We start from the raw sequence: 23,220 nt of genomic DNA, 5'->3' as shown, positions 1-23,220 counted from the left end.
GCAGGCAGATTACGAGTTTACTTGCTAGCTAATCACAAGGGGGAAACATCATTATGCGTGAAGCCGTTATCGTTGCAGGAGCACGAACACCGATTGGTCGTGCGAAAAAAGGAACTTTGGCAAATACTAGACCCGATGACTTTGGTGCAGTAGTAGTAAAAGAAACGTTAAAACGTGCGGGCTATGAAGGTCCAATAGACGATTTAATTATGGGATGTGCAATGCCTGAAGCAGAGCAAGGAATGAACGTTGCCCGCTTAGTAGGAGCATTGGCAGGTCTTCCAGATACAACACCAGCATTAACAGTAAATCGCTTCTGTTCATCAGGATTACAAACAATTGCGTATGCAGCTGAGCGTATTATGCTTGGTCATTCAAAGGCAATCGTTGCAGGCGGTACGGAATCAATGAGTATGATTCCGATGACAGGCAATACTGTGCGCTTAAATCCTAAGTTAGCTGAAGATGCACCGCAATATTATATCGGGATGGGGCATACAGCTGAGGAAGTGGCAAATCGCTACAATGTAACTCGCGAAGACCAGGATGCTTTTGCTGTACGCTCACATGAGTTAGCTGAAAAAGCAATTAAAGAAGGTAAATTCAAAGATGAAATCGTACCGGTAGAAGTTACAGAGTACTATGTCGATGAAAACAATCAACTAAAAGAAAAGACAATAATTTTTGATACAGATGAAGGGGTTCGTCCAGGTACTTCAGTTGAAACGCTTGCAAAACTACGTCCGGCTTTCAATGTAAAAGGTTCTGTAACAGCGGGGAATGCTTCCCAAACTTCTGACGGTGCAGCAGCAGTATTAGTAATGGATCGTGAAGAAGCAGAAAAACAAGGAATGAAGCCACTTGCTAAGTTTTTAGGTTTCGCTGTTGGCGGAGTTCCACCTGAAGTAATGGGTATCGGACCAATCGTAGCAGTACCAAAAGCATTGGAAATTGCAGGAATAACTCAAGATCAAGTAGATCTGTGGGAAATTAACGAAGCTTTCGCATCGCAATCAATTCAAGTAGTACGTGAATTAGGTATCGATATTGATAAAGTGAATGTTAACGGTGGTGCCATTGCATTAGGTCATCCGCTTGGAGCAACAGGTGCAATCCTAACAGTAAAACTGATTAACGAACTAAAACGTCGCGGCGGAAAATATGGTGTTGTAACGATGTGTATTGGCGGCGGTATGGGTGCAGCAGGGGTATTTGAAGTATTGTAATTCACAAAGGAAACTAGGGAGGAATTTATTATGGTACAAACAACAAACATTATTAAAGGTGGCGGCTTCTTAATCGAAGACGTGGATATTAATCGAGTAATTACGCCAGAAGATTTCACAGACGAGCAAAAAATGATTGCTCAAACAACTTCTGAATATGTAACAAACGAAGTATTACCAGTTGTTGAAAACTTAGAGCATCACGAATTCGACCACTCAGTACGTTTATTAAAAACAGCGGGTGAACTAGGTTTACTTGCAGCTGACGTACCAGAAGAATACGAAGGCCTAGGCTTAGACAAAATTTCTTCGGCATTAATCGCAGAAAAAATGTCTCCAGCAGGCGGGTTCTCAATTACTCACGGTGCACATGTTGGTATCGGTTCATTACCAATCGTATTATTCGGTAACCATGAGCAAAAAACTCAATATTTACCGAAGTTAGCTTCAGGTGAGTTAATTGCGGCATATGCATTAACAGAGCCAGGTTCAGGTTCTGACGCATTAGGTGCAAAAACAACTGCCAAATTAAATGAAGCAGGTACACACTATGTATTAAATGGTGAAAAACAATGGATTACAAATGCAGGCTTTGCAGATGTATTCGTTGTATACGCTAAAATCGATGGCGATAAATTTACAGCGTTCATCGTTGAGCGTTCATACCCTGGAGTTTCTGTTGGTCCGGAAGAAAAGAAAATGGGGATTAAATCTTCTTCAACTCGTACGTTAATTTTAGAAGATGCAGAAGTACCGGTAGAAAACTTACTAGGTGAAGTAGGACGCGGTCATATTATCGCATTCAACATCTTAAATATTGGCCGTTATAAATTAGGGGTAGGTACTGTAGGTGCATCTAAACGTGCATTTGAATTAGCAGTAGCTTATACAAACCAACGTCAACAATTCAAAACTAAATTATCAGATTTCAACTTAACAAAAGAAAAGATTGCATCAATGGCTTCTCACATTTATGCATCAGAATCTTTAAATTATCGTACAGTTGGTTACTTTGAAGATCGTTTGAACCAGTTATCAGACGAAGAACAAAAAGACGGTAAAGCAATTGCTGGAGCGATCGCTGAATATGCAATTGAGTGCTCGATTGCGAAAGTGTTCGGTTCTGAAACATTGGATTTCGTAGCAGATGAAGCGGTTCAATTACACGGTGGCTACGGCTTTATGGCTGAGTACGAAGTAGAGCGCATTTATCGTGACTCTCGTATTAACCGTATTTTCGAAGGTACAAATGAAATTAACCGTATGATCGTGCCAGGCACATTCATGAAAAAAGCGCTAAAAGGTGAATTACCACTATTACAAGTAGCGCAGGAATTACAAAATGAACTACTAATGCTTATGCCGGAAGAAATCGGTACTGAAGCATTAGAGCAAGAAAAATATTTAGTGAAAAATGCGAAGAAAATCGCTGTACTTGCAGCTGGTGCTGCAGCACAACGCTACGGTGCAAAACTAGATGCAGAGCAAGAAATTCTTGTGAACATTGCTAACATCGCGAACCAATTATATGCAATGGAATCAGCAGTAATCCGTACACAAAAAGCAATTGAGCGTGACGGAGAAGAAAAAGCGGCACAAAAAATTCTTTACACACAAATTTTCTGCCAGGAAGCATTTGCAGAAATCGAAAAGGAAGCAAAAGAAACATTAATCGCTTCAGTTGAAGGTGATGATGCACGTATGATCTTATCGGCATTACGTAAATTAACGCGCAACAACCCTTACAACTTAATTCCGAAAAAACGTGAAGCAGCAGCGAAATTAATCGATGCTGAAAAATATGTAGTATAATAGATAGAATGAAATCGGATGCAGGGCCCGCATCCGATTTTTTCATATTTTAATATAAATCGTAAGGGTTCTAATAAGAGATGAACTTCTTCTAAAAAGTCTTTAAGAGCTTCGAATAAATGAAAGAATTCTTCTAAAAAGTATTCGAAATGTTCTAATATCATCATAAATCTTCTAATATTAAATTAATTAAGAATATAACCCCCGCAATGCAATTCCAATTTTGATTTGTTTTTCTATATCCGTTACAATAAGGGAAAATGAATGGTAAAGAGGAGTTCTTTTATGACAGTGAAATTTATCCAATATCCAAAATGTACAACATGTAAAAAAGCACAGAAATGGCTAGATGAAAACGGTATTCAATATGAAAATATTAATATCGTTGAAGAAACGCCTTCTAAAGAGCAACTTAAAGCGTATTATGAAGCTAGTGGGTTGCCTTTAAAGAAGTTCTTTAATACTTCAGGTATGAAATATCGTGAACTGGAACTGAAAGACAAATTGCCTTCGATGTCTGATGATGAGCAATTAGAGCTATTAGCCTCAGATGGTATGTTAATCAAGCGTCCAATTGTGACAGATGGCAAAAAATTAACATTAGGTTTTAAGGAGTCTGACTTCTCAGAATCGTGGAAATAAACCGGTAATCACGTTGTATTTCCGAACGAAATATGGCAAAATGAAGTTGAATGTACTACATAATAACTGGAGGTTTTTTAATGAGCACACCTAAAGAGTTACTTTATTCAAAAGAGCATGAGTGGGTTAAAGTTGAAGACGGCAAAGCAACAATCGGAATTACAGATTTTGCACAAGCTGAATTAGGGGACATCGTGTTTGTGGAGTTACCGGAAGTAGGCGATGAAGTTTCAAAGGATCAGCCATTCGGTAGTGTAGAATCTGTTAAAACTGTTTCGGAACTTTATGCTCCAATCTCAGGTAAAGTTGTTGCGATTAACGAAGAACTTTTAGACAACCCAGAATACGTAAATGAATCTCCTTACGGTACTGCTTGGATGATTACGGTTGAAGTAACGAACGACGAAGAAGTTAAAGAATTAATGGATGCAGATGCTTATACTGCATTAATTGAACAATAAATGTTTCAACACCAAAGCCTATTAGTTAAAGGTTTTGGTGTTTTTTTGCTATTGTATAGATAGCCGTAATTGATGAAAGGAAGCGTATCTCTATGGGAAAATGCATTGTAGTTGAAGGACGGGCCGATAAAATGAGGTTAATTCCTTTATTGGCTGAAGAAGTCACGATAATTTGTACTAATGGAACAATAAGTGAAGTCAATTTAATCGAATTACTAGAAGACTATGAGCATTATGAAATTGTGACAATGTTTGATGCAGACAAAAATGGTGAAAAGTTAAGAAAACTAATGAACCGGGCATTTCCTGAAGTAACTCAGCTAATCATACCTCGAGAATATGTAGAGGTAGAAAAAACTCCCAAACAAATTTTACGGAACTTATTAATACAAGCAAAATTTTTAATAAAAGAAGGATGACTTAAATATGGAACAATGGTCAAGAGAGCAGTGGGAACAAAATATACAACAACATGATCAAACCGCATTTTTTCTGTACACCCCAATGTGCGGTACTTGTGAACTTTCCGAAAGAATGCTGAAAGTAGTTGAGAAATTACTACCAGATTTACCACTAGGTATGGCAAATATCAATTATATTGAGGGCTTGGCCAACGATTTAAAAATCGAAAGCGTACCTTGTTTAATTGTTTCTGACAATGGAAAAGTGTCAAAAAAGTTATATGCATTTAAATCCGTACCATTTTTGTATGAAATATTAAAAAAATAATTGACGTCTTCTCTTTAGCATGATAAAGTAACAGACATAATAATAAAACTTAATAACGTTGCTCTTATAAAGAGAGGTGGAGGGAAGTGCCCTATGAAGCCCGGCAACCAGCATTTTATGCAAAGGTGCCAATTCACACAAAGTTTAAACTTTGAAAGATGAGAGAACGGTTTACCGTATAAATTTTTATGTGAAACCTTTCTACTTGTCGTGAGTAGGAAGGTTTTTTTGGTGTAATTTTATTTTCGAAGATGCGAAAAAAACACCAAAAATATTATATTGAAATTACAGGTAGGTTATTTCAAGAGAAGGGGTACAACGCATGATTGATATACAAAATATCACGAAAGTATATAACACAAAAAACGGTGAGCTTACAGCGGTAGACAATGTTAGCTTATCGATTGAAAAAGGAGAAATATACGGTATTATCGGCTACAGTGGTGCTGGTAAAAGTACAATGATCCGACTATTAAATGGTTTGGAAAAACCTTCAACAGGTTCAGTTATTGTAGGTGGTCAGGATATTTCTAAAGCATCAGGGGCAAAGCTAAGAGAAGCACGCCAAAAAATAAGTATGATATTTCAGCACTTTAATTTACTTTGGTCGCGCACAGTTGAAGAAAATATTGCATTTCCACTTGAAATCGCAGGTGTTTCAAAATCTCAGCGTGCCAAGCGAGTCGAAGAGCTGATTGAACTAGTAGGCCTAAAAGGAAGAGGAAAAGCCTATCCATCTCAACTTTCAGGTGGTCAAAAACAACGTGTCGGCATAGCCCGCGCATTAGCAAACAACCCGGAAGTTCTCCTATGTGATGAAGCCACTTCAGCACTTGATCCAGAGACGACAGATTCTATTTTAGAGCTATTACTGGATATTAATAAAAAGATCGGTTTAACAATTGTACTGATTACACATGAAATGCATGTTATTCGCAAAATCTGTAACCGTGTGGCTGTTATGGAAGCAGGAAAAGTAGTGGAACAGGGAGATGTTCTACAGGTTTTCCAACACCCACAAGCGCCGATTACTAAAAATTTCGTTTCGCAAGCTTCTGGGGAAACACAGGAAATGCAGGCGTCACTAGAGCAAATTTTAGCGAATTATCCAGCAGGAAAAATTGCCAAATTAACATTTGCAGAGGCAACGACAGAACAGCCGGTAATATCGCAGATGATTAAGCAATTTGACATAGTCGTTAATATCGTTCACGGGAAAATATCCAATACAACAGCCGGTTCATTCGGTACGCTATTTATTCATATCGATGGTGAGCAACACGAAGTAGAGAAGGCATTAAACTTCTTAACAATGCAGGAAATTCAAACGGAGGTGATTGAGCATGCTTAATCAATTATTTCCGAACGTTGACTGGGGTAAAATGCTCGACGCAACATATGAAACTGTTTATATGACAGCTGTAGCGACGGTCATTACATTCATCCTCGGAATTCTAATAGGAATTGTATTGTTTTTAACAAGTGACAACCAATTGTGGGCAAATAAAGTCGTTCACTTTTTGACTGGGTCGCTCGTAAATATTTTCCGTTCGATTCCATTTATCGTATTAATTATTTTATTAATACCGTTTACAAAGTTTTTACTTGGAACGATTCGTGGTGCCAATGCAGCATTACCAGCACTTATTATCGGTGCGGCACCATTTTATGCACGCATGGTATTAATCGCACTAAGAGAAATTGATAAAGGTGTTATCGAAGCAGCCCGTTCAATGGGAGCTAAAACATCAACTATTATTTGGAAAGTGTTAATTCCGGAAAGCTTACCTGCATTAATTTCCGGTATAACAGTAACAGCAGTAGCATTAGTAGGCTATACAGCAATGGCTGGTATTATCGGTGCAGGCGGCCTAGGGAATTTAGCGTTCCTTGATGGATTCCAACGTAACCGAACTGATGTCACGCTTATGGCGACAGTTTTAATTTTAGTTGTAGTATTTATCATTCAATATATTGGTGACTTTATTACAGTAAAAGTGGACAAACGATAGTTCGTGACTTACAGGTCATAATTATATAAGCCAAAGTTTTTTGAGCAATAATAAACGCAATCTTGAAAGAGTGCGCGTTTATACATTTAATTTACAGAATATACAAATTGTTCGGTTAATAATGGCTAAAAATTACAAATAGAGAATAGGGGTAAAACAGATGAAAAAATTATTATCAGGCATTATTTTAGGAGCTTCAGTATTAGCATTAGCAGCATGTGGTGGAGATGAAGATACATTAAAAGTAGGCGCGTCAAATACGCCGCACGCGGTAATCTTAGAAAAAGTAAAACCAATTTTAGAGGAGCAAGGCATTGAGCTAGAGATTGCTACATACACAGATTATGTCCTTCCAAACCAAGATTTAGAAAACGGTGATATCGACGCTAACTACTTCCAACATATCCCGTATTTCGAAGCTCAAAAAGCAGATTTCGATTATGACTTTGCAAATGCAGGCGGTATTCACATCGAGCCAATCGGTGTTTACTCTAAAAAATATAAATCTTTAGAAGAGCTTCCTGAAGGGGCGACAATTTTACTGTCAAACTCTGTAGCAGACCACGGACGTATGCTTTCATTGCTTGAAGCACAAGGTTTAATTACATTAGCAGATGGTATTGATAAAACAAAAGCAGAAACAAAAGACATTGTAGATAATCCGAAAAACTTTGTATTTGATGCAAACACTGCAGCAGAACTATTAGTGCAAATGTATGAAAATGAAGAAGGCGATGCAGTGTTAATTAACTCGAACTTCGCAATTGATAATGGAATTAACCCATTGGAAGATTCAATCGCAATCGAGTCAAGTGAATCACCATATGTAAACATTATTGCTGTGAATTCTGGTGAAGAGGATTCTAAAGAAATTAAAGCATTAGTAGAAGCGTTACGTTCAAAAGAAATTCAAGACTTTATCCTTGAAGAATGGGGAGGCTCTGTAGTACCTGTTTCAGGTGAATAAAACACCTAGAGTTGCTTAATTGGGCAGTCATTGCAAAGAGATTAGCTGAGAGGATTCTCAACCAGGGCACTGAAAAACCTTCGTTTTTTTAGGACGGTTTCGTTTTTCAACACAAAAGAGGCATTTTTCATTCGATTTTGAATGAAAAATGCCTCTTTTCTTCGTCTCTTTTTATTCCTTTTCGCTCATTAGCTTCAGTATTCGTTTCAGATTGACCACAAAGATGGTTGTGGCTCCTTGAATTTCCATGCCAAATAACCCCGTCGATTTTGCTGTTTTAAAGCCGTGGGGATTCTTTAATTCATTATTTTTTGCTTCAATTTTATACCGATTTTTAGCGAGTGCTTTAAATTCCTCTGTTTCTTGGAACGCTGCTTGTTCTTGATGGGTAGTCGATTGAATTGTGACACTATATGTTTTACTTTTTGCACCTTCAGTATAACAGCCCTCTCGCATCGGACAAACTTTACATTTCTTAATATCGAAATAAAACGTTAAACTTTGATTCGTGCTTTTCTTACCTGTCCGTCTTCTGTTCAATGCCATGTGCCCTGCTGGACAAACAAACATCCCTGCATCTTTATTGAAATCAAATTCAAATTTTCGTTGTCCACGCCCATTAGTAATGAGGGGATGTAGCTTCGAAACTAACTGAAGTTTTTCTGATTTCATATACGCTAAATTATCTTTTCCTGAATAAGCTGTATCTCCAATAACCGTTTCAATTTCCATACCTGTTTCTCGACTTTTCTCGACTAATTCTTGAAGATAATGACCATCGCTTTTTTCACCTGTCGTCACAACCGCTGCTGTAATAATTCGTTCATCGCTCATCGCAATATGTGTTTTATAACCAAAGAAAGACGTATCTGCTGATTTATGACCAAGGCGTGCATCCGGATCATTTGAATAGCTTAGATGGGCTTCATAATCATCAATCACTTCTTTTAAAACATTTAATTTTTCTTTCACCGCCGGGATTTGTGCAATCTTTGACTGCGTTTCCACTACTTCAACTACTTGACGACAGTAATCTAATTCTTCTGTGACCTCATTTGACGTAGGCTTCTCAGGGAATTTTCCAACCATGTTTTCGTCGAGTTGATACACGGCTTTTCTCACATTTTTCGACTTTTCTTGTAAAAATTCTTTTGGCGATTTTTGATTATAACGAGCTTTTGTATGAGTTGCGTCAACGATAACCATTTTACTGAGTAGAAGTCCTTTTTCTAAGGCAATTTCAACGGTTTTCTGAATCAGTAAATCTAATAGATTCATATCTTGAAGACGAAGTCGACGGAATTTTGTCAGCGAACTTGAATCAATGACATCTTCTTCTGGGGTCATGTCTAAAAAATATTTAAAGGACATGTCGTATTTCGAACGCTCGACAAGGTCGGCATCCGACAGGTCGTGAATCGCTTTTAAGAGTAAATATTTAAACATGCGAATCGGTGGAATTGCGTTACGGCCATTATCTAAACAGTATTTTGACTGAAGTTCTTCTACGATAAATGAAAAATCCACGAGTTCATTGATTTGTCGAAGCATATTGTCTTTTGGAATGATTAAATCGTACAACGCCATATAAGGACTTAAATTCAATGTTTCTTGTTTAGAAATCATGGTCGCACCACCTTTTATTAGTCCTTCAATTATACAGGAAATTTGGGAGATTATACGAGGGGAAAACCCTTTTAGTGACGAGAGTAGTACCAGTTGATTGGAATGGAGGCGGCGACTTCTGCGGGAACAGCACGAGCGGAAGCACCCGGACTGAGCGGAGCGAGGGAGAAGGCTGGAGCCGTGCCCGCGAAACGCGTCCGCCGGAATGGAAATCAACGGCATCGAAGAAAAAGAGAGTACTGGAACGAATTTTCGTTCCTGTACTCTCTAACTTGTGGCTAAGGGACTTTTTCAGTGACCTCTTCTCAACTAATCTCTTTTTTTATTGGAATCTTGTTAAACGTGAGTAAAATTTAGACACAAAATCTACAAATACTTTTTCAGATGGGGCGAGGTCACGGGTAGATGGTGCAATTATGCCGACAGTTCGTCTTATGGATGGGATTGCAATAGGTACTTTTACTGTCATGCGAGGTGTGGAATCGTATAAAGAGCTTTCTGGTAATAGCGTTACACCAATTCCAGCTGCTACAAGCCCCTTCAAAGCATCCATATCTTCTCCTTCAGAAGTAATTGTTGGCATGAAACCTACAGAGCGACAAGCGTCGACTGCTACTTTATTTAATATATAACCTTCTGGAAAAAGGACAAATTGATCATTTCTTAAATCGACTAAATTAATTTTATCTCTTTTAGCCAATGGGTGTGTTGCGGGTAGTAATGCATGAATACTTTCGCTAAATAAAACCGTCGTATTAATTGATTCGTCTTTAGGGGGTAAAGGGCCGAGTAACGCTAAATTAAGTTCCCGATTTTTAACGGCTTCGATTAAATATTTATAAGAGCCTTGGCGTAAATGGAAAGCGATATCCGGATATTCTTTTTTGAATGCGGAAATGACTGATGGTAATACATAGCTTGCTAGACTAGTTGGAAAACCAACTTTAATTACCCCTTTTGCCGGGTCTAGGTATTCTTCCACTTGTTTAGCAGCAAAATCAATTGCCTTTAGTGCGGTAATACTGTGTTCCAAAAAAGTTTTACCAATTGGTGTCAGTTTGACGTTACGTCCAATACGCTCGAAAAGTGCCGCTCCAAGCTCTTCTTCCAAATTGGCAATTTGCCTGCTGATTGCAGACTGGGCAACATGTAGATGCTCTGCTGCCTCTGAAATATGTTCTCGTTCTGCTACCTCGACAAAGTAACGTAATTGTCTTAATTCCACTAATTCCACCCCATTCATCTAAAAAATAGATTGTTTATATCCAAACTATATATTGTTTATATTATTTCGAAAACTTTAAAATGTAAATACGTTATTGAAAGAATGAGGGGGAATTAATATGAGTTTTCACCAGTTGCCAGGAGCACAAGGTTTATATAATCCACAGTTTGAACATGACGCGTGTGGTATCGGAATGTACGCTAACATAAAAGGAAAACCATCACATACGATTGTAAAAAAAGGTTTAGAAATGTTATGTCGTTTAGAACACCGTGCTGGACGTGGAGGGGACGGTAAAACAGGTGACGGAGCAGGGTTAATGGTACAAATTCCACACGACTTCTTTAAATTAAATTGTCCGGAAATTAATTTACCTGAAAAAGGAGCATACGGTGTAGGGCAAATTTTCTTTACGAACGATGAAATCGAACGTCAGAAAATTGAACAAAAAATGAACGAATTAATTCAGCAAGAGGGCCAGGAACTTATCGGCTGGCGAACTGCTCCCATCAATAAAGAAAATTTAAGTGAAATTGCAAAATCTACTGCACCGTTTGTACGACAAGTATTTATAAAAGCTCATTCACAAAATCAGCAAATATTTGAACGGAAATTATATGTTATTCGTAAACAATTGGAACATTGGGCGGTAGAGCAAGGCTTTGAGCTATATATCCCTAGTCTTTCAAGTCAGACAATGGTTTTTAAAGGTTTACTAGCTCCAGAGGAAGTAAGCGAATTTTATATTGACTTACAAAATGAAAGCTTTGTTTCTGCTTTAGCGCTTGTCCATTCACGATATTCGACTAATACATTCCCATCATGGAAACGTGCGCATCCAAATCGTTACATCATTCATAATGGTGAGATTAACACATTGCGTGGGAATATTAACTGGATGCGAGCACGTGAGCAACAATTTGTATCACAGGTTTTTGGAGAGGATTTACAGAAGCTGTTACCAATTATCGATGCAACAGGCTCAGATTCTTCTATGCTTGATAATGCGTTCGAATTTTTAGTTTTAGCAGGACGGTCACCCGCAGAGGCAGCGATGATGATGATTCCTGAGCCGTGGACGGAAAATCCGCGCATTGAAGAAGACCGTAAAGCATTTTATCAATATCATGCCAGCTTAATGGAACCTTGGGATGGTCCGACAGCCATTTGTTTCACAGATGGTAAACAAATTGGAGCGATATTAGATCGAAATGGCTTACGTCCAGGAAGACTATATGTAACAAAAGATGATCATGTTATTTTCTCTTCTGAAACTGGGGTTGTGGATTATGCAGAAGAAGATATTTTATATAAAGACCGTTTAAGCCCTGGGCGTATGTTGTTAATCGACTTAGAGCAGGGGAAAATCATTTCGGATGAAGAACTGAAATCTCAAATGGCAGCAGCGAAACCGTATGCTACTTGGTTAAAGGAAAACATGATAGAGCTTAAAGCGAAAGATGAAAAAATTGTTGAATTAAATGACATCACTTTACGTCAAAAGATTCATGGCTATACTTTTGAAGATGTTCAAAAATATATTGTACCGCTTGCTAAAGAAGGAAAAGATCCGCTTGGTTCGATGGGGAATGATTCACCGCTAGCTGTATTATCAGATCGACCACAATCATTATTCAACTATTTTAAACAGCTCTTTGCACAAGTTACCAATCCGCCAATTGATTCCATTCGAGAGCATGTAGTAACTTCTACGATGACTCTATTAGGTGCGGAAGGAGATTTATTGCATCCGAACGAACAAAATGCAAAGCGTATTTTCCTAGAAACACCAGTGCTATCGACTGCAGAGTACGAACTGCTTTTAAACAATGAAGAAGAAGCATTTAAAGTAACTGAAATCTCGCTTAAATTTACGGAAAATTTAGAAAGCGAGCTCAATCGTATAAAAACAGAAGCAGAAGCGGCAATTTTCGGTGGGCGAACAATTATTGTGTTATCGGATTATGTGGAAGATGCGAAACAATTAACAATACCAGTATTGTTAGCAGCTAGTACTATCCACCAATATTTGATTCGCATCGGGCTTCGAACAAAAGCAAGTATTGTAGTAAATAGTGCGGAAGTTCGCGAAGTGCATCATTTTGCAGCATTGATTGGATTCGGTGTTGATGCGATCCATCCGTATTTAGCGTATGCAACAATTGAAGAAGCTATTGAAAATGGACACTTAACAATTCCGTTTGATAAAGCAATGCAAAAGTTCCGAAAAGGCGCGGCAGAAGGTGTCGTAAAAGTAATGTCCAAAATGGGTATTTCAACGGTGCAATCATATCGCGGTGCTCAAATTTTTGAAGCAGTAGGAATCTCAAAAGCTGTAATTGATGAATATTTTACAGGAACTGCTTCCCAAATCGATGGTATTGATTTGGCAACAATTGGTGAAGAGGCTAAACGCCGTCATGAAGCAGCACTGCAATCCATGACAGATCAGCTGCAATCAGGTTCTGATTTCCAATGGCGAGCAGATGGTGAACATCATGCGTTTAATCCAAAAACAATTCATACGCTGCAATGGGCAACAAGAAAAAATGATTACGGTCTATATCGTATGTATGCAGAAATGGCTAATGAAGAGCGAATCGGCTTTTTACGTAACTTATTTGACTTTAAAAAAGCAGAACGTCGACTTCCGATTGAAGAAGTGGAATCTGTTGATTCGATAGTTAAAAGGTTCAAATCGGGTGCGATGTCATATGGTTCACTATCAAAAGAGGCACATGAAACGTTAGCAATTGCGATGAATCGTTTAGGGGCACGCTCGAATTCTGGAGAAGGCGGAGAGGATCCAGCGCGTTACAAACTAGATGCAAATGGCGATAACCGTCGTTCAAGCATTAAACAAATTGCATCGGGACGTTTTGGAGTGAAATCACATTACTTAGTAAACGCTGATGAACTTCAAATCAAAATGGCGCAAGGTGCAAAACCAGGAGAAGGCGGTCAGTTGCCTGGTAATAAAGTTTATCCTTGGGTAGCAGAAGTACGCGGATCGACGCCAGGGGTAGGATTAATTTCTCCACCACCTCATCATGATATTTATTCAATTGAAGATATGGCAGAGCTTATTCACGATCTGAAAAACGCTAACCGCTACGCTAGAATCTCAGTGAAGCTTGTAGCAAAAGCAGGTGTTGGTACAATAGCGGCCGGTGTGGCAAAGGGTGCAGCGGACGTTATTGTAATTTCAGGCTATGACGGAGGAACAGGTGCTTCGCCAAAAACTTCGATTAAACATACAGGTTTGCCGTGGGAGCTAGGTCTGGCTGAAGCACATCAGACATTAATGCTAAACGGCTTAAGAGATCGTGTAACGTTAGAAACAGACGGTAAGCTAATGACAGGTAAGGACGTTGTAATGGCGGCACTGCTAGGTGCAGAAGAATACGGCTTTGCAACAGCACCATTAATCGTATTAGGCTGTGTGATGATGCGTGCTTGTCATCTGGATACTTGTCCAGTAGGAGTAGCAACACAAAATCCGGAACTGCGTGCTAAATTTATGGGGAATGCAGATCATGTTGTAAACTATATGCGCTTTGTAGCAGAGGAAATGCGTGAATACATGAGTATTTTAGGTTTCCGAACTGTAGAAGAAATGGTTGGACGTACTGATGTTCTTCAAATTTCTGAACGTACGGCAAAACATTGGAAAGCAAGTCAATTGGATTTATCCGCATTGTTGCATCAAATGCAAGGTACGCGTACAAAGCAGCAACAACAAAATCATCAAATTGAAGAAAGCTTTGATATACGTGAATTATTGCCAAAGGTCACAAAGGCGATTGAAGAAAAAGAGCGCATAGAATTAAGTTATCCAATTAAAAATACAGACCGAGTAATGGGTACAATTGTCGGTAGTGAAATATCAAGAAAATATGGTGAAGCTGGGCTGCCTTTAAATACTATTAATTTAACATTTACAGGGCATGCTGGCCAAAGTTTCGGTGCCTTTACTCCACGTGGTATGGCGATGAGAGTAGTAGGAGATGTCAACGACTACTTTGGAAAAGGTCTATCGGGAGGTAAAGTAGTAGCAATTGCTCCAATTAAAGGGGAACAAGAGAAAAACGTCATTGCAGGGAATGTTTGCTTATATGGTGCAACAAGCGGGCAGGCATTCATTAACGGGCAAGCAGGACATCGCTTCGGTGTTCGTAATTCCGGTGCACAAATCGTGGTTGAAGGAATAGGCGACCATGGTTGCGAGTATATGACTGGCGGCAAGATTATCGTATTGGGTGATGTAGGCCAAAACTTTGGTGCTGGGATGTCAGGAGGTATAGGCTACATTTTACCGAGTGACGAGGAGAAATTTAAAGCGCAGTGCAATATGGAAATGATTCAATTCGAAAAACTTTCAGATGCTACTGAAATCGAATCGGTTCGTCAACTCATTATTCAGCATTTAGAGGAGACAGACAGCTCTTATGCACTTGATGTTTTAGCGAAGTGGGAACAATTCGTTCCTCTATTTGTAAAAGTTGTGCCGGTGGATTATAAAGAAATGCTGGAAAAAATCGATGAGTATAAATTAAATGGATTAACATATGACAATGCCGCAATGCAAGCCTTTGTGGAAGTAACAGGAAGTCAAAAAAAGCTTGTGAGTTCGAAATAACAGGAGGGTTCTAGCATGGGGAAAGCAACTGGATTTATGGAATTTAAGCGTGAAAAAGTACAGGAACAAGCACCACTAGAGCGCATCTCGAGTTGGAGCGAATATGCAAGCAAACTACCAGATGAAAAGCTTCAAACTCAAGGGGCTCGTTGTATGGATTGTGGTACGCCATTTTGCCATATGGGAATTGAAATTCGAGGTACGGCTGCAGGGTGTCCGATTTTTAATGTCATCCCGGAGTGGAATGATTTAGTTTATAAAGGGCAATGGAGAGAAGCACTGGATCGTCTTCATATGACGAATAACTTCCCGGAGTTTACAGGGCGAGTTTGCCCTGCTCCATGTGAAGGCTCGTGTACATTAGCCATTACAGACCCGGCCGTTGCGATTAAATCGATAGAGCGTACTATTATTGATAAAGGTTTTGAGAATGGCTGGATTACACCGCGTATTCCAAAGGTACGCTCTGATTTTAAAGTGGCAATTGTTGGATCTGGTCCGGCTGGCTTGGCTGCAGCAGATCAGCTTAATCAGCTAGGGCATTCTGTAACGGTATTTGAACGTTCGGATCGTTTCGGTGGACTTTTAATGTACGGTATTCCAAACATGAAACTTGAAAAAGAAGTAATTGAGCGCCGTATTGACTTGTTGGCATCGGAAGGCATTTGCTTCGTAGCAAATACAGAAGTTGGGAAAGATATTACGAAAGAGCAATTACAGGCCGACTATGATGCTGTAATTTTATGTACAGGTGCACAAAAGCAGCGTTCGCTTCATATGGAAGGCAGCGATGCTGGTAACATCCACTTAGCAATGGATTATTTAACAGATGTAACGAAAAGTTTATTGGATTCAAATTTTGCGGATAATAAAGCACTGAATGTAGAAGGTAAGGACGTTATCGTTATCGGTGGCGGAGATACAGGTGCAGACTGTGTAGCAACTGCACTGCGCCAAAATTGCCGCTCAGTTTACCAATTCGGGAAACATCCTCAACAGGCGAAAGTTCGTACAGATGATACAATGTGGCCGAAAGACCCGAATATTTACACGTTGGACTATGCTTACGCAGAAGCAGACGCCAAATTTGGTCGTGACCCACGTGAATATTGCATTCAAACAACAAGAATTGTTAAAGATGCAGCTGGAAATGTAAAAGAACTTCATACAATTCAAATGGAGAAGATTTTAGGAGAAGATGGTTTCCATTACTTTAAAGAGCTGCCGGGAACAGAGAAAGTGTGGCCGGCACAGCATGTATTTGTAGCAATAGGTTTTGAAGGGGCAGAAAAGGAAACGCCAGAACATTTCGGTGTGGAATTTACGAATAACCGGATTCGCGCATCAATTAAAGATTACGAAACGAATCTACCGGGAGTATTTGCTGCCGGTGATGCCCGCCGCGGTCAAAGTCTTGTTGTTTGGGCGATTAAAGAAGGGCGCGGTGTTGCTGCAAGTGTTGATTATTATTTAAATGAATTAGTAGTAACAAGTTAATATAATTCTATCAACACCATTTTCTTTTAAGAGAATGGTGTTTTAATTTATTATATAAAGGGTATGGTAGCGCCTTGTAATAAGTGAAATTGATTCTCAATTAGTGTTTAGCTATTGAAAAAATATAAAGCATAATTATTACTGTTTAAATAGTAGAAACAAACTGCACTAAAGCGTTTTAATAGATTGATAAGTATTTTTTAATTAAAATCATTCTAAACTATTTGCAACACACATTCATTTCGGGTAAGATTGGTTATGAACTTAATTTAGCATACAAAAAGTATGCAAATGAATATTTGGAGGTAATTTAATGGCAACTTTAGAAATTAAAGATCTTCACGTTGAAATCGACGGAAAAGAGATTTTAAAAGGTGTAAACTTAACAATCAACACAAACGAAATCCATGCAATCATGGGTCCGAACGGTACAGGTAAATCTACATTAGCTTCAGCAATTATGGGGCACCCAAAATATGAAGTAACTTCAGGTGAAATCATCCTTGATGGCGAAAACGTATTGGAAATGGAAGTTGATGAGCGCGCACAAGCAGGTTTATTCCTTGCTATGCAATATCCATCAGAAATTCCTGGTGTAACAAATGCGGACTTCTTACGTTCAGCAATTAACGCGCGTCGTGAAGAAGGACAAGAAATTTCATTAATGAAATTCATCCGTGAATTAGATAAAACAATGGAATTTTTAGAAATGCCAGAAGAAATGTCACAACGTTACTTAAACGAAGGCTTCTCTGGCGGTGAGAAAAAACGTAACGAAATTCTGCAAATGATGATGATCAAACCAACATTCGGTATTTTAGATGAAATCGATTCTGGTTTAGATATCGATGCATTAAAAGTAGTTTCAAAAGGTATTAACGAAATGCGCGGCGAAGGTTTCGGCTGCTTAATGATCACTCACTATCAACGTTTATTAAACTACATCACACCTGACCATGTTCACGTAATGATGCAAGGTAAAGTCGTGAAATCTGGTGGTGCTGAATTAGCTCAACGTTTAGAAGCAGAAGGTTATGAGTGGATTAAAGCTGAACTAGGTATTCAAGATACTGAAGCAGTAACAGAAGAAGCATAATTAAGGAGGACGACAAAGATGACGGTTGAAACAAAATTAGCGTTATCAGTAGAAGAAGTACGCTCGTTCTCGCAAAATAACGCTGAACCAGCAGCATTTACTGATTTCCGTGTAAATGCAATGGAAAAAGCTGCTGAGCTTGACTTACCAAAACCAGACAGAACGAATATTAAAAAGTGGAACTTCATTGATTTCGCAAACCATACAGTAGAAAGCGCACCATTCACTTCATTGGAAGAACTGCCTGCAGAAGTGAAGTCAGTCGTAGATACTGAAACACAAGAAAATTTATATATCCAACGCAACAATACACCAGCGTTTGTAAAATTATCGGAAGAACTAAAAAACAAAGGTGTTATTTTCACAGATATTCAAACAGCAATCCGTGACCATAAAGATTTAGTAGAAAAATACTTTATGACAACTGCTGTAAAAGTGGACGAGCACAAACTAACTGCCTACCATGCAGCACTAGTTAACGGTGGTATTTTCGTTTATGTTCCACGTAATGTTGTAATCGAAGAACCGCTTCAAGTTGTATTTTTAAATGACAATGCAGAAGCTTCATTATTTAACCACGTATTAATAGTGGCAGAAGAATCTTCAGCTGTAACTTATGTTGAAACTTATATTTCTACATTTGATGAAGCACATGGTCAAGTAAACGTTGTAACGGAAGTAATCGCAAAAGATAATGCACAAGTTACATTCGGTGCAGTAGATAACTTGGCACATGGTTATACTGCTTATGTAAATCGCCGTGGACATGCACTGCGCGATGCAAAAATTGACTGGGCATTAGGTTTAATGACGAACTCAGACACAATTTATGAAAATACAACAAATTTAATTGGCGATAACTCTACTTCAGATTTCAAAATGGTAACTGTAGGTAGCGGAGATCAAAAACTTAACTTTACAACTTTAATCCGTCAATGGGGTAAAAATTCCGACGGTCAAATTTTAAAACACGGTGTAATGAAAGATAAGGCACAATCAATATTTAACGGTATTGGTCACATTATGCATGGTGGTACGAAAGCAAATGCAGAGCAGGAATCTCGTGTATTAATGCTTTCTGAAGGAGCACGCGGTGATGCAAACCCGATTCTTTTAATCGATGAAGACGATGTAACAGCAGGACACGCAGCATCTGTTGGACGTGTTGACCCAACGCAACTTTACTACTTAATGAGCCGCGGTATTTCTAAACAAGAAGCAGAGCGCCTTGTAATTCATGGATTCCTTGCGCCAGTTGTTGCTCAATTGCCAATCGAAGGCGTTAAAAAACAGCTGACGGAGGTTATCGAAAGGAAAGTTCGATAATGATACCAAAAGAAATAAAAAGTTATTTTCCGATATTAAACCAGGAAGTTAATGGACATCCATTAGTTTATTTAGACAGTGCGGCTACATCTCAAAAGCCAATTCAAGTAATTGAAGCAGTGTCGAATTATTATAACTTGGATAATTCGAATGTTCACCGTGGTGTGCATACACTTGGAAACCGTGCAACAGATTCTTATGAAGGTGCACGTAAAAAAGTTCGTAAGTTCATTAATGCCAGTTCAACACAGGAAGTTATTTTTACGCGTGGTACTACTACAGCCCTTAATACAGTAGCCTCAGGTTATGGTCGTCAAAATGTTAAAGAAGGTGATGAAATTGTCATTACGTACATGGAACACCATTCAAACATTATTCCATGGCAACAGCTAGCAAAAGAAAAAGGGGCCGTATTAAAATATCTTAACCTTGAACCAGATGGTACAATTTCACTGGAAAAAGTACGTGAAATCATTACACCAAAAACAAAAATTGTTTCAATGATGTATGTTTCAAACGTATTAGGTACGATTAACCCGATTAAAGAGATTGCACGTATTGCACATGAAAATGGTGCTATTATGGTAGCTGATTTAGCACAGGCAGCACCGCATTTAAAGATAGATGTACAAGATTTAGATGTGGACTTTGCAGGTTTTTCAGGTCATAAAATGTGTGCTCCTACTGGAATTGGGGTACTATATGGAAAAAAAGCGCTTCTTGAAGGAATGGAACCAGTAGAGTTTGGTGGCGAAATGATTGATTTCGTAGGTTTAGAAGAATCGACTTGGAAAGAGTTACCGTGGAAATTCGAAGGTGGTACACCGATTATTGCAGGAGCAATTGGTCTGGGTGCTGCAATCGACTTCTTAGAAGAAATTGGTTTAGACAACATCGCAGCACACGAACATAAATTAGCAGGCTATGCGATGGATCAATTAGATACAATTGATGGTCTACAGATTTTTGGTCCACGTGACCCGATGAAACGTTGCGGACTAGTTACATTTAATCTTGACGATGTCCATCCCCATGATGTGGCGACAGTGCTTGATATGAGTGGTATTGCAGTTCGTGCGGGACATCATTGCGCCCAACCTTTAATGAAATGGCTTCAAGTATCTGCAACAGCACGAGCAAGCTTCTACATGTACAATGATGAAGAAGATGTTGATCGTTTAGTTGCAGGATTGCGCTCAGCGAAGGAGTATTTTGGCGATGTCTTTTAATAATTTAGATCAACTATATCGTTCCGTAATTATGGATCACTATAAAAACCCTCGTAACAAAGGGGCACTTGAAGAAAACAGTGTGACAATCGATATGAATAACCCAACTTGTGGTGACCGTATCCATTTAACACTGAAGCTAAACGATGGTATCGTAGAAGATGCGAAGTTTGATGGAGAAGGATGTTCAATCTCTATGTCTTCCGCATCAATGATGACACAAATCGTAAAAGGGAAAAAATTAGATGAAGCTTTAGAATTAGCAGACATTTTCTCGAAAATGATGCTTGGCGAAGACTTCGATGATGAAAAATATGATCTTGGGGATGTGGAAGCACTCCAAGGTGTTGCTAAATTCCCGGCACGTATTAAATGCGCTACATTAGCTTGGAAAGCGATGGAAAAAGGCGTAAATAACGAAAATAAATAATTTAAGTAGGCTAAAGTGCTTGTACAGCATTTTAGCACTTCTCATATTTATCCAGGTCAAAGCGCTAGCTGTTCGGACGTTTCGACCCCCACAGCTAAACGAGCGCTTGGACACTTTTAGTTAATGAACGGAGGAGACAACATGGCTAAAAAAATGCCTGAAATCGGCGATTACAAGTATGGCTTCCATGATAAGGACGTATCAATTTTCCGTTCTGAACGTGGACTTACAGCAGATATCGTTCGTGAAATCTCAAGTATGAAGGAAGAGCCACAGTGGATGCTTGACTACCGCTTAAAAGCTCTTGAAAAATTTTATGAAATGCCAATGCCTCAATGGGGCGGTGACCTAGCGTCATTAAACTTCGATGAAATTACGTATTACGTAAAACCATCTGAAGCTACAGAACGTTCTTGGGATGAAGTACCTGAAGAAATCAAAGCAACATTTGATAAATTAGGTATCCCAGAAGCTGAACAAAAATATCTTGCAGGTGTATCTGCTCAGTATGAATCTGAAGTAGTTTACCATAACATGAAGCAAGACCTTACAGATATGGGGATTATCTTCAAAGATACAGACTCAGCGTTAAAAGAAAACGAAGAAATCTTCAAAAAACACTGGGGTACAGTAATCCCTTATACAGATAACAAATTCGCAGCATTAAACTCTGCAGTTTGGTCTGGTGGTTCATTTATTTATATGCCTAAAGGCGTTAAATTAGACACACCATTACAAGCATATTTCCGTATTAACTCTGAAAACATGGGTCAATTCGAACGTACGCTAATCATCGTAGACGAAGATGCATCTGTACACTACGTAGAAGGTTGTACAGCGCCTGTTTACACAACAAACTCTCTACACTCGGCTGTAGTAGAAATCATCGTTAAAAAGAACGCTTACTGCCGTTACACAACGATTCAAAACTGGGCAAACAACGTATATAACCTTGTTACAAAACGTACAGTTGTTGAAGAGAACGGTACGATGGAATGGATCGACGGTAACATCGGTTCTAAATTAACAATGAAATACCCTGCTTGTATCCTTAAAGGTGAAGGCGCACGTGGCATGACACTTTCAATTGCTATTGCAGGTAAAGGTCAACACCAACACGCTGGAGCTAAAATGATTCACTTGGCACCAAACACATCTTCAACAATCGTATCTAAATCGATTGCTAAGCAAGGTGGTAAAGTAACTTATTTAGGCCAAGTTAGATTCGGTAAAAACGCTACAGGTGCTCGTTCAAACATCGAGTGTGACACGTTGATTATGGATAACCAATCAACTTCTGATACAATTCCATACAACGAAATCTTAAATGATAACGTATCTTTAGAGCACGAAGCGAAAGTTTCTAAAGTATCTGAAGAACAATTATTCTACCTAATGAGCCGTGGTATTTCTGAAGAAGAAGCGACAGAAATGATCGTAATGGGCTTCATCGAGCCATTCACAAAAGAATTACCAATGGAATATGCAGTAGAAATGAACCGCCTAATCAAGTTCGAGATGGAAGGTTCTATCGGATAATACAATGTAAGCATTTGCCTCCTAACCAATTGGGGGTAAATGCTTTTTTTTTTTTTTTGAAATTTAGATAGAGAAATTCATTGAATTAGTAATAAAATTCGAAATCGCATTACTAAAAGTAAAATTGTGTTGAATTCGTGAAGAAAAAAGTGCTTTTACGAGAATTTATAAATTTAATACTTGGCTGCCGTTTACAATAATTGTATTAGATGGAATAATGGAATTGTAGATTATATATAAAGGGAGCGAGCTATAATGGAAAACTTATTCTGGCCAATTACTTTAGGAGTACCTGCTGTAGTATTAGTCGTAGCAGTAGCTGTTATATTTTGGGCATTAGGACAAAAAAAGAACAACAAACTTTGGAAAAACGAAGAGCACGAAGGTATAATCAAATAATTTAAAAATGCTTCAAACGGATAATACTTATCGTTTGAAGCATTTTTCTATTTGAGGTTGGAGATAAAGTTTTCAATTTCCTCCTGTGTTTTACGGTCTTTGCTCACAAAACGCCCAAGTTCAATTCCGTTTTCATAAGCTAAAAAACTAGGAATCCCGATAATACCTAAATCGATGCATAGATCTAAAAACTTATCGCGGTCAACTTTAACGAATTTGTAATTTGAAAACTTTTCAACTACTTCCGGCATAAACGGATCGATAAACCGACAATCGCCACACCAGTCAGCTGTAAATTCAAAAACGACGGCCGAGCTACTTTTAAATTGCTCAAATTCCTCGATTGATTGTAAAATATGCATAAA

At 38.7% G+C, this 23,220-nt stretch carries 20 protein-coding genes and 1 riboswitch; of the genes, 17 read left to right on the top strand and 3 right to left on the bottom strand.

Features of this window, described 5'->3' with window-relative positions; translation table 11 throughout:
- Window positions 1–53: 53 nt before the first annotated feature.
- The 9 genes from NYE67_RS15360 (at window position 54) to NYE67_RS15320 (ending at window position 7,849) form a co-directional block, all read left to right on the top strand.
- Window positions 54–1,226, top strand: a complete 1,173-nt coding sequence (locus NYE67_RS15360; RefSeq protein ID WP_191699822.1) for an acetyl-CoA C-acetyltransferase — start codon at window positions 54–56, stop codon at window positions 1,224–1,226.
- Between the two features lie 30 nt (window positions 1,227–1,256).
- Window positions 1,257–3,038 (top strand): acyl-CoA dehydrogenase family protein, encoded by a 1,782-nt coding sequence (locus NYE67_RS15355; RefSeq protein WP_340730388.1) that lies wholly within the window; start codon window positions 1,257–1,259, stop codon window positions 3,036–3,038.
- 285 nt (window positions 3,039–3,323) lie between these two features.
- The gene (locus NYE67_RS15350; protein ID WP_191699824.1) at window positions 3,324–3,680 is read left to right on the top strand and encodes an arsenate reductase family protein; all 357 of its coding nucleotides are present in this window, start codon (window positions 3,324–3,326) and stop codon (window positions 3,678–3,680) included.
- Between the two features lie 80 nt (window positions 3,681–3,760).
- Window positions 3,761–4,141 (top strand): glycine cleavage system protein GcvH, encoded by a 381-nt coding sequence (gene gcvH / locus NYE67_RS15345; RefSeq protein ID WP_191699825.1) that lies wholly within the window; start codon window positions 3,761–3,763, stop codon window positions 4,139–4,141.
- A gap of 92 nt (window positions 4,142–4,233) precedes the next feature.
- Window positions 4,234–4,560 carry a toprim domain-containing protein gene (locus NYE67_RS15340; RefSeq protein ID WP_340730387.1) on the top strand — a complete coding sequence of 109 codons (327 nt, stop codon included), beginning with the start codon at window positions 4,234–4,236 and terminating at the stop codon, window positions 4,558–4,560.
- 7 nt (window positions 4,561–4,567) lie between these two features.
- Entirely contained in the window at window positions 4,568–4,870 is a 303-nt protein-coding gene (locus tag NYE67_RS15335) for a thioredoxin family protein (RefSeq protein WP_191699827.1), read from the top strand.
- Between the two features lie 61 nt (window positions 4,871–4,931).
- Window positions 4,932–5,035, top strand: a riboswitch (SAM riboswitch).
- A gap of 157 nt (window positions 5,036–5,192) precedes the next feature.
- Window positions 5,193–6,221 (top strand): methionine ABC transporter ATP-binding protein, encoded by a 1,029-nt coding sequence (locus tag NYE67_RS15330; RefSeq protein ID WP_191699828.1) that lies wholly within the window; start codon window positions 5,193–5,195, stop codon window positions 6,219–6,221.
- Window positions 6,214–6,882: a methionine ABC transporter permease gene (locus NYE67_RS15325; RefSeq protein WP_191699829.1), complete on the top strand. Its 669-nt coding sequence runs from the start codon at window positions 6,214–6,216 to the stop codon at window positions 6,880–6,882. Before NYE67_RS15330 ends, NYE67_RS15325 begins: the two co-directional genes overlap by 8 nt.
- Before the next feature lie 160 nt (window positions 6,883–7,042).
- Window positions 7,043–7,849 carry a MetQ/NlpA family ABC transporter substrate-binding protein gene (locus NYE67_RS15320; protein ID WP_340730386.1) on the top strand — a complete coding sequence of 269 codons (807 nt, stop codon included), beginning with the start codon at window positions 7,043–7,045 and terminating at the stop codon, window positions 7,847–7,849.
- Between the two features lie 171 nt (window positions 7,850–8,020).
- Here NYE67_RS15320 and NYE67_RS15315 read toward each other — a convergent pair whose 3' ends face one another.
- Window positions 8,021–9,475, bottom strand: coding sequence for an IS1182 family transposase (locus tag NYE67_RS15315; RefSeq protein WP_340729205.1), 1,455 nt, complete (start codon window positions 9,473–9,475; stop codon window positions 8,021–8,023).
- Between the two features lie 322 nt (window positions 9,476–9,797).
- Window positions 9,798–10,700: a LysR family transcriptional regulator gene (locus NYE67_RS15310; protein WP_340730385.1), complete on the bottom strand. Its 903-nt coding sequence runs from the start codon at window positions 10,698–10,700 to the stop codon at window positions 9,798–9,800.
- Window positions 10,701–10,818: 118 nt separating this feature from the next.
- On the opposite strand from NYE67_RS15310, the gene gltB reads away from it, so the two are divergent.
- From gltB to NYE67_RS15270, 8 genes are all read left to right on the top strand, one after another.
- On the top strand, window positions 10,819–15,339 hold the full coding sequence (gene gltB / locus NYE67_RS15305) for a glutamate synthase large subunit (protein ID WP_340730384.1): 4,521 nt from the start codon (window positions 10,819–10,821) through the stop codon (window positions 15,337–15,339).
- A gap of 15 nt (window positions 15,340–15,354) precedes the next feature.
- Window positions 15,355–16,836, top strand: coding sequence for a glutamate synthase small subunit (gene gltD / locus NYE67_RS15300; protein WP_340730383.1), 1,482 nt, complete (start codon window positions 15,355–15,357; stop codon window positions 16,834–16,836).
- 313 nt (window positions 16,837–17,149) lie between these two features.
- Complete coding sequence (sufC, locus tag NYE67_RS15295) at window positions 17,150–17,932, top strand: Fe-S cluster assembly ATPase SufC (protein WP_191699834.1); 783 nt, start codon at window positions 17,150–17,152, stop codon at window positions 17,930–17,932.
- 18 nt (window positions 17,933–17,950) lie between these two features.
- Window positions 17,951–19,258 carry a Fe-S cluster assembly protein SufD gene (gene sufD, locus NYE67_RS15290; protein ID WP_340730382.1) on the top strand — a complete coding sequence of 436 codons (1,308 nt, stop codon included), beginning with the start codon at window positions 17,951–17,953 and terminating at the stop codon, window positions 19,256–19,258.
- Window positions 19,258–20,487: a cysteine desulfurase gene (locus tag NYE67_RS15285; protein ID WP_340730381.1), complete on the top strand. Its 1,230-nt coding sequence runs from the start codon at window positions 19,258–19,260 to the stop codon at window positions 20,485–20,487. The genes sufD and NYE67_RS15285 overlap by 1 nt, the downstream gene beginning before the upstream one ends.
- Window positions 20,477–20,917 carry a Fe-S cluster assembly sulfur transfer protein SufU gene (gene sufU / locus NYE67_RS15280; RefSeq protein WP_191699837.1) on the top strand — a complete coding sequence of 147 codons (441 nt, stop codon included), beginning with the start codon at window positions 20,477–20,479 and terminating at the stop codon, window positions 20,915–20,917. The genes NYE67_RS15285 and sufU overlap by 11 nt, the downstream gene beginning before the upstream one ends.
- A gap of 141 nt (window positions 20,918–21,058) precedes the next feature.
- Window positions 21,059–22,456: a Fe-S cluster assembly protein SufB gene (gene sufB / locus NYE67_RS15275; RefSeq protein WP_191699838.1), complete on the top strand. Its 1,398-nt coding sequence runs from the start codon at window positions 21,059–21,061 to the stop codon at window positions 22,454–22,456.
- 255 nt (window positions 22,457–22,711) lie between these two features.
- Window positions 22,712–22,855 (top strand): hypothetical protein, encoded by a 144-nt coding sequence (locus tag NYE67_RS15270; RefSeq protein ID WP_191699839.1) that lies wholly within the window; start codon window positions 22,712–22,714, stop codon window positions 22,853–22,855.
- Window positions 22,856–22,902: 47 nt separating this feature from the next.
- Here the strand turns inward: NYE67_RS15270 and NYE67_RS15265 are convergent, their stop codons facing one another.
- Window positions 22,903–23,217: a thioredoxin family protein gene (locus NYE67_RS15265; protein ID WP_339213603.1), complete on the bottom strand. Its 315-nt coding sequence runs from the start codon at window positions 23,215–23,217 to the stop codon at window positions 22,903–22,905.
- Window positions 23,218–23,220 lie beyond the last annotated feature (3 nt).

Origin of the sequence: Solibacillus sp. FSL W8-0474 (assembly GCF_038004065.1) — a bacterium.
Classification (GTDB): Bacteria; Bacillota; Bacilli; order Bacillales_A; family Planococcaceae; genus Solibacillus; species Solibacillus faecavium.
This window is presented reverse-complemented; position numbering and strand designations above follow the sequence as displayed.

Coding starts and splice junctions, on each gene's coding strand:
- NYE67_RS15360 (WP_191699822.1), top strand. CDS start 54: ATGCGTGAAGCCGTTATCGTTGCAGGAGCACGAACACCGATTGGTCGT.
- NYE67_RS15355 (WP_340730388.1), top strand. CDS start 1,257: ATGGTACAAACAACAAACATTATTAAAGGTGGCGGCTTCTTAATCGAA.
- NYE67_RS15350 (WP_191699824.1), top strand. CDS start 3,324: ATGACAGTGAAATTTATCCAATATCCAAAATGTACAACATGTAAAAAA.
- gcvH (WP_191699825.1), top strand. CDS start 3,761: ATGAGCACACCTAAAGAGTTACTTTATTCAAAAGAGCATGAGTGGGTT.
- NYE67_RS15340 (WP_340730387.1), top strand. CDS start 4,234: ATGGGAAAATGCATTGTAGTTGAAGGACGGGCCGATAAAATGAGGTTA.
- NYE67_RS15335 (WP_191699827.1), top strand. CDS start 4,568: ATGGAACAATGGTCAAGAGAGCAGTGGGAACAAAATATACAACAACAT.
- NYE67_RS15330 (WP_191699828.1), top strand. CDS start 5,193: ATGATTGATATACAAAATATCACGAAAGTATATAACACAAAAAACGGT.
- NYE67_RS15325 (WP_191699829.1), top strand. CDS start 6,214: ATGCTTAATCAATTATTTCCGAACGTTGACTGGGGTAAAATGCTCGAC.
- NYE67_RS15320 (WP_340730386.1), top strand. CDS start 7,043: ATGAAAAAATTATTATCAGGCATTATTTTAGGAGCTTCAGTATTAGCA.
- NYE67_RS15315 (WP_340729205.1), bottom strand. CDS start 9,475: ATGATTTCTAAACAAGAAACATTGAATTTAAGTCCTTATATGGCGTTG.
- gltB (WP_340730384.1), top strand. CDS start 10,819: ATGAGTTTTCACCAGTTGCCAGGAGCACAAGGTTTATATAATCCACAG.
- gltD (WP_340730383.1), top strand. CDS start 15,355: ATGGGGAAAGCAACTGGATTTATGGAATTTAAGCGTGAAAAAGTACAG.
- sufC (WP_191699834.1), top strand. CDS start 17,150: ATGGCAACTTTAGAAATTAAAGATCTTCACGTTGAAATCGACGGAAAA.
- sufD (WP_340730382.1), top strand. CDS start 17,951: ATGACGGTTGAAACAAAATTAGCGTTATCAGTAGAAGAAGTACGCTCG.
- NYE67_RS15285 (WP_340730381.1), top strand. CDS start 19,258: ATGATACCAAAAGAAATAAAAAGTTATTTTCCGATATTAAACCAGGAA.
- sufU (WP_191699837.1), top strand. CDS start 20,477: ATGTCTTTTAATAATTTAGATCAACTATATCGTTCCGTAATTATGGAT.
- sufB (WP_191699838.1), top strand. CDS start 21,059: ATGGCTAAAAAAATGCCTGAAATCGGCGATTACAAGTATGGCTTCCAT.
- NYE67_RS15270 (WP_191699839.1), top strand. CDS start 22,712: ATGGAAAACTTATTCTGGCCAATTACTTTAGGAGTACCTGCTGTAGTA.
- NYE67_RS15265 (WP_339213603.1), bottom strand. CDS start 23,217: ATGCATATTTTACAATCAATCGAGGAATTTGAGCAATTTAAAAGTAGC.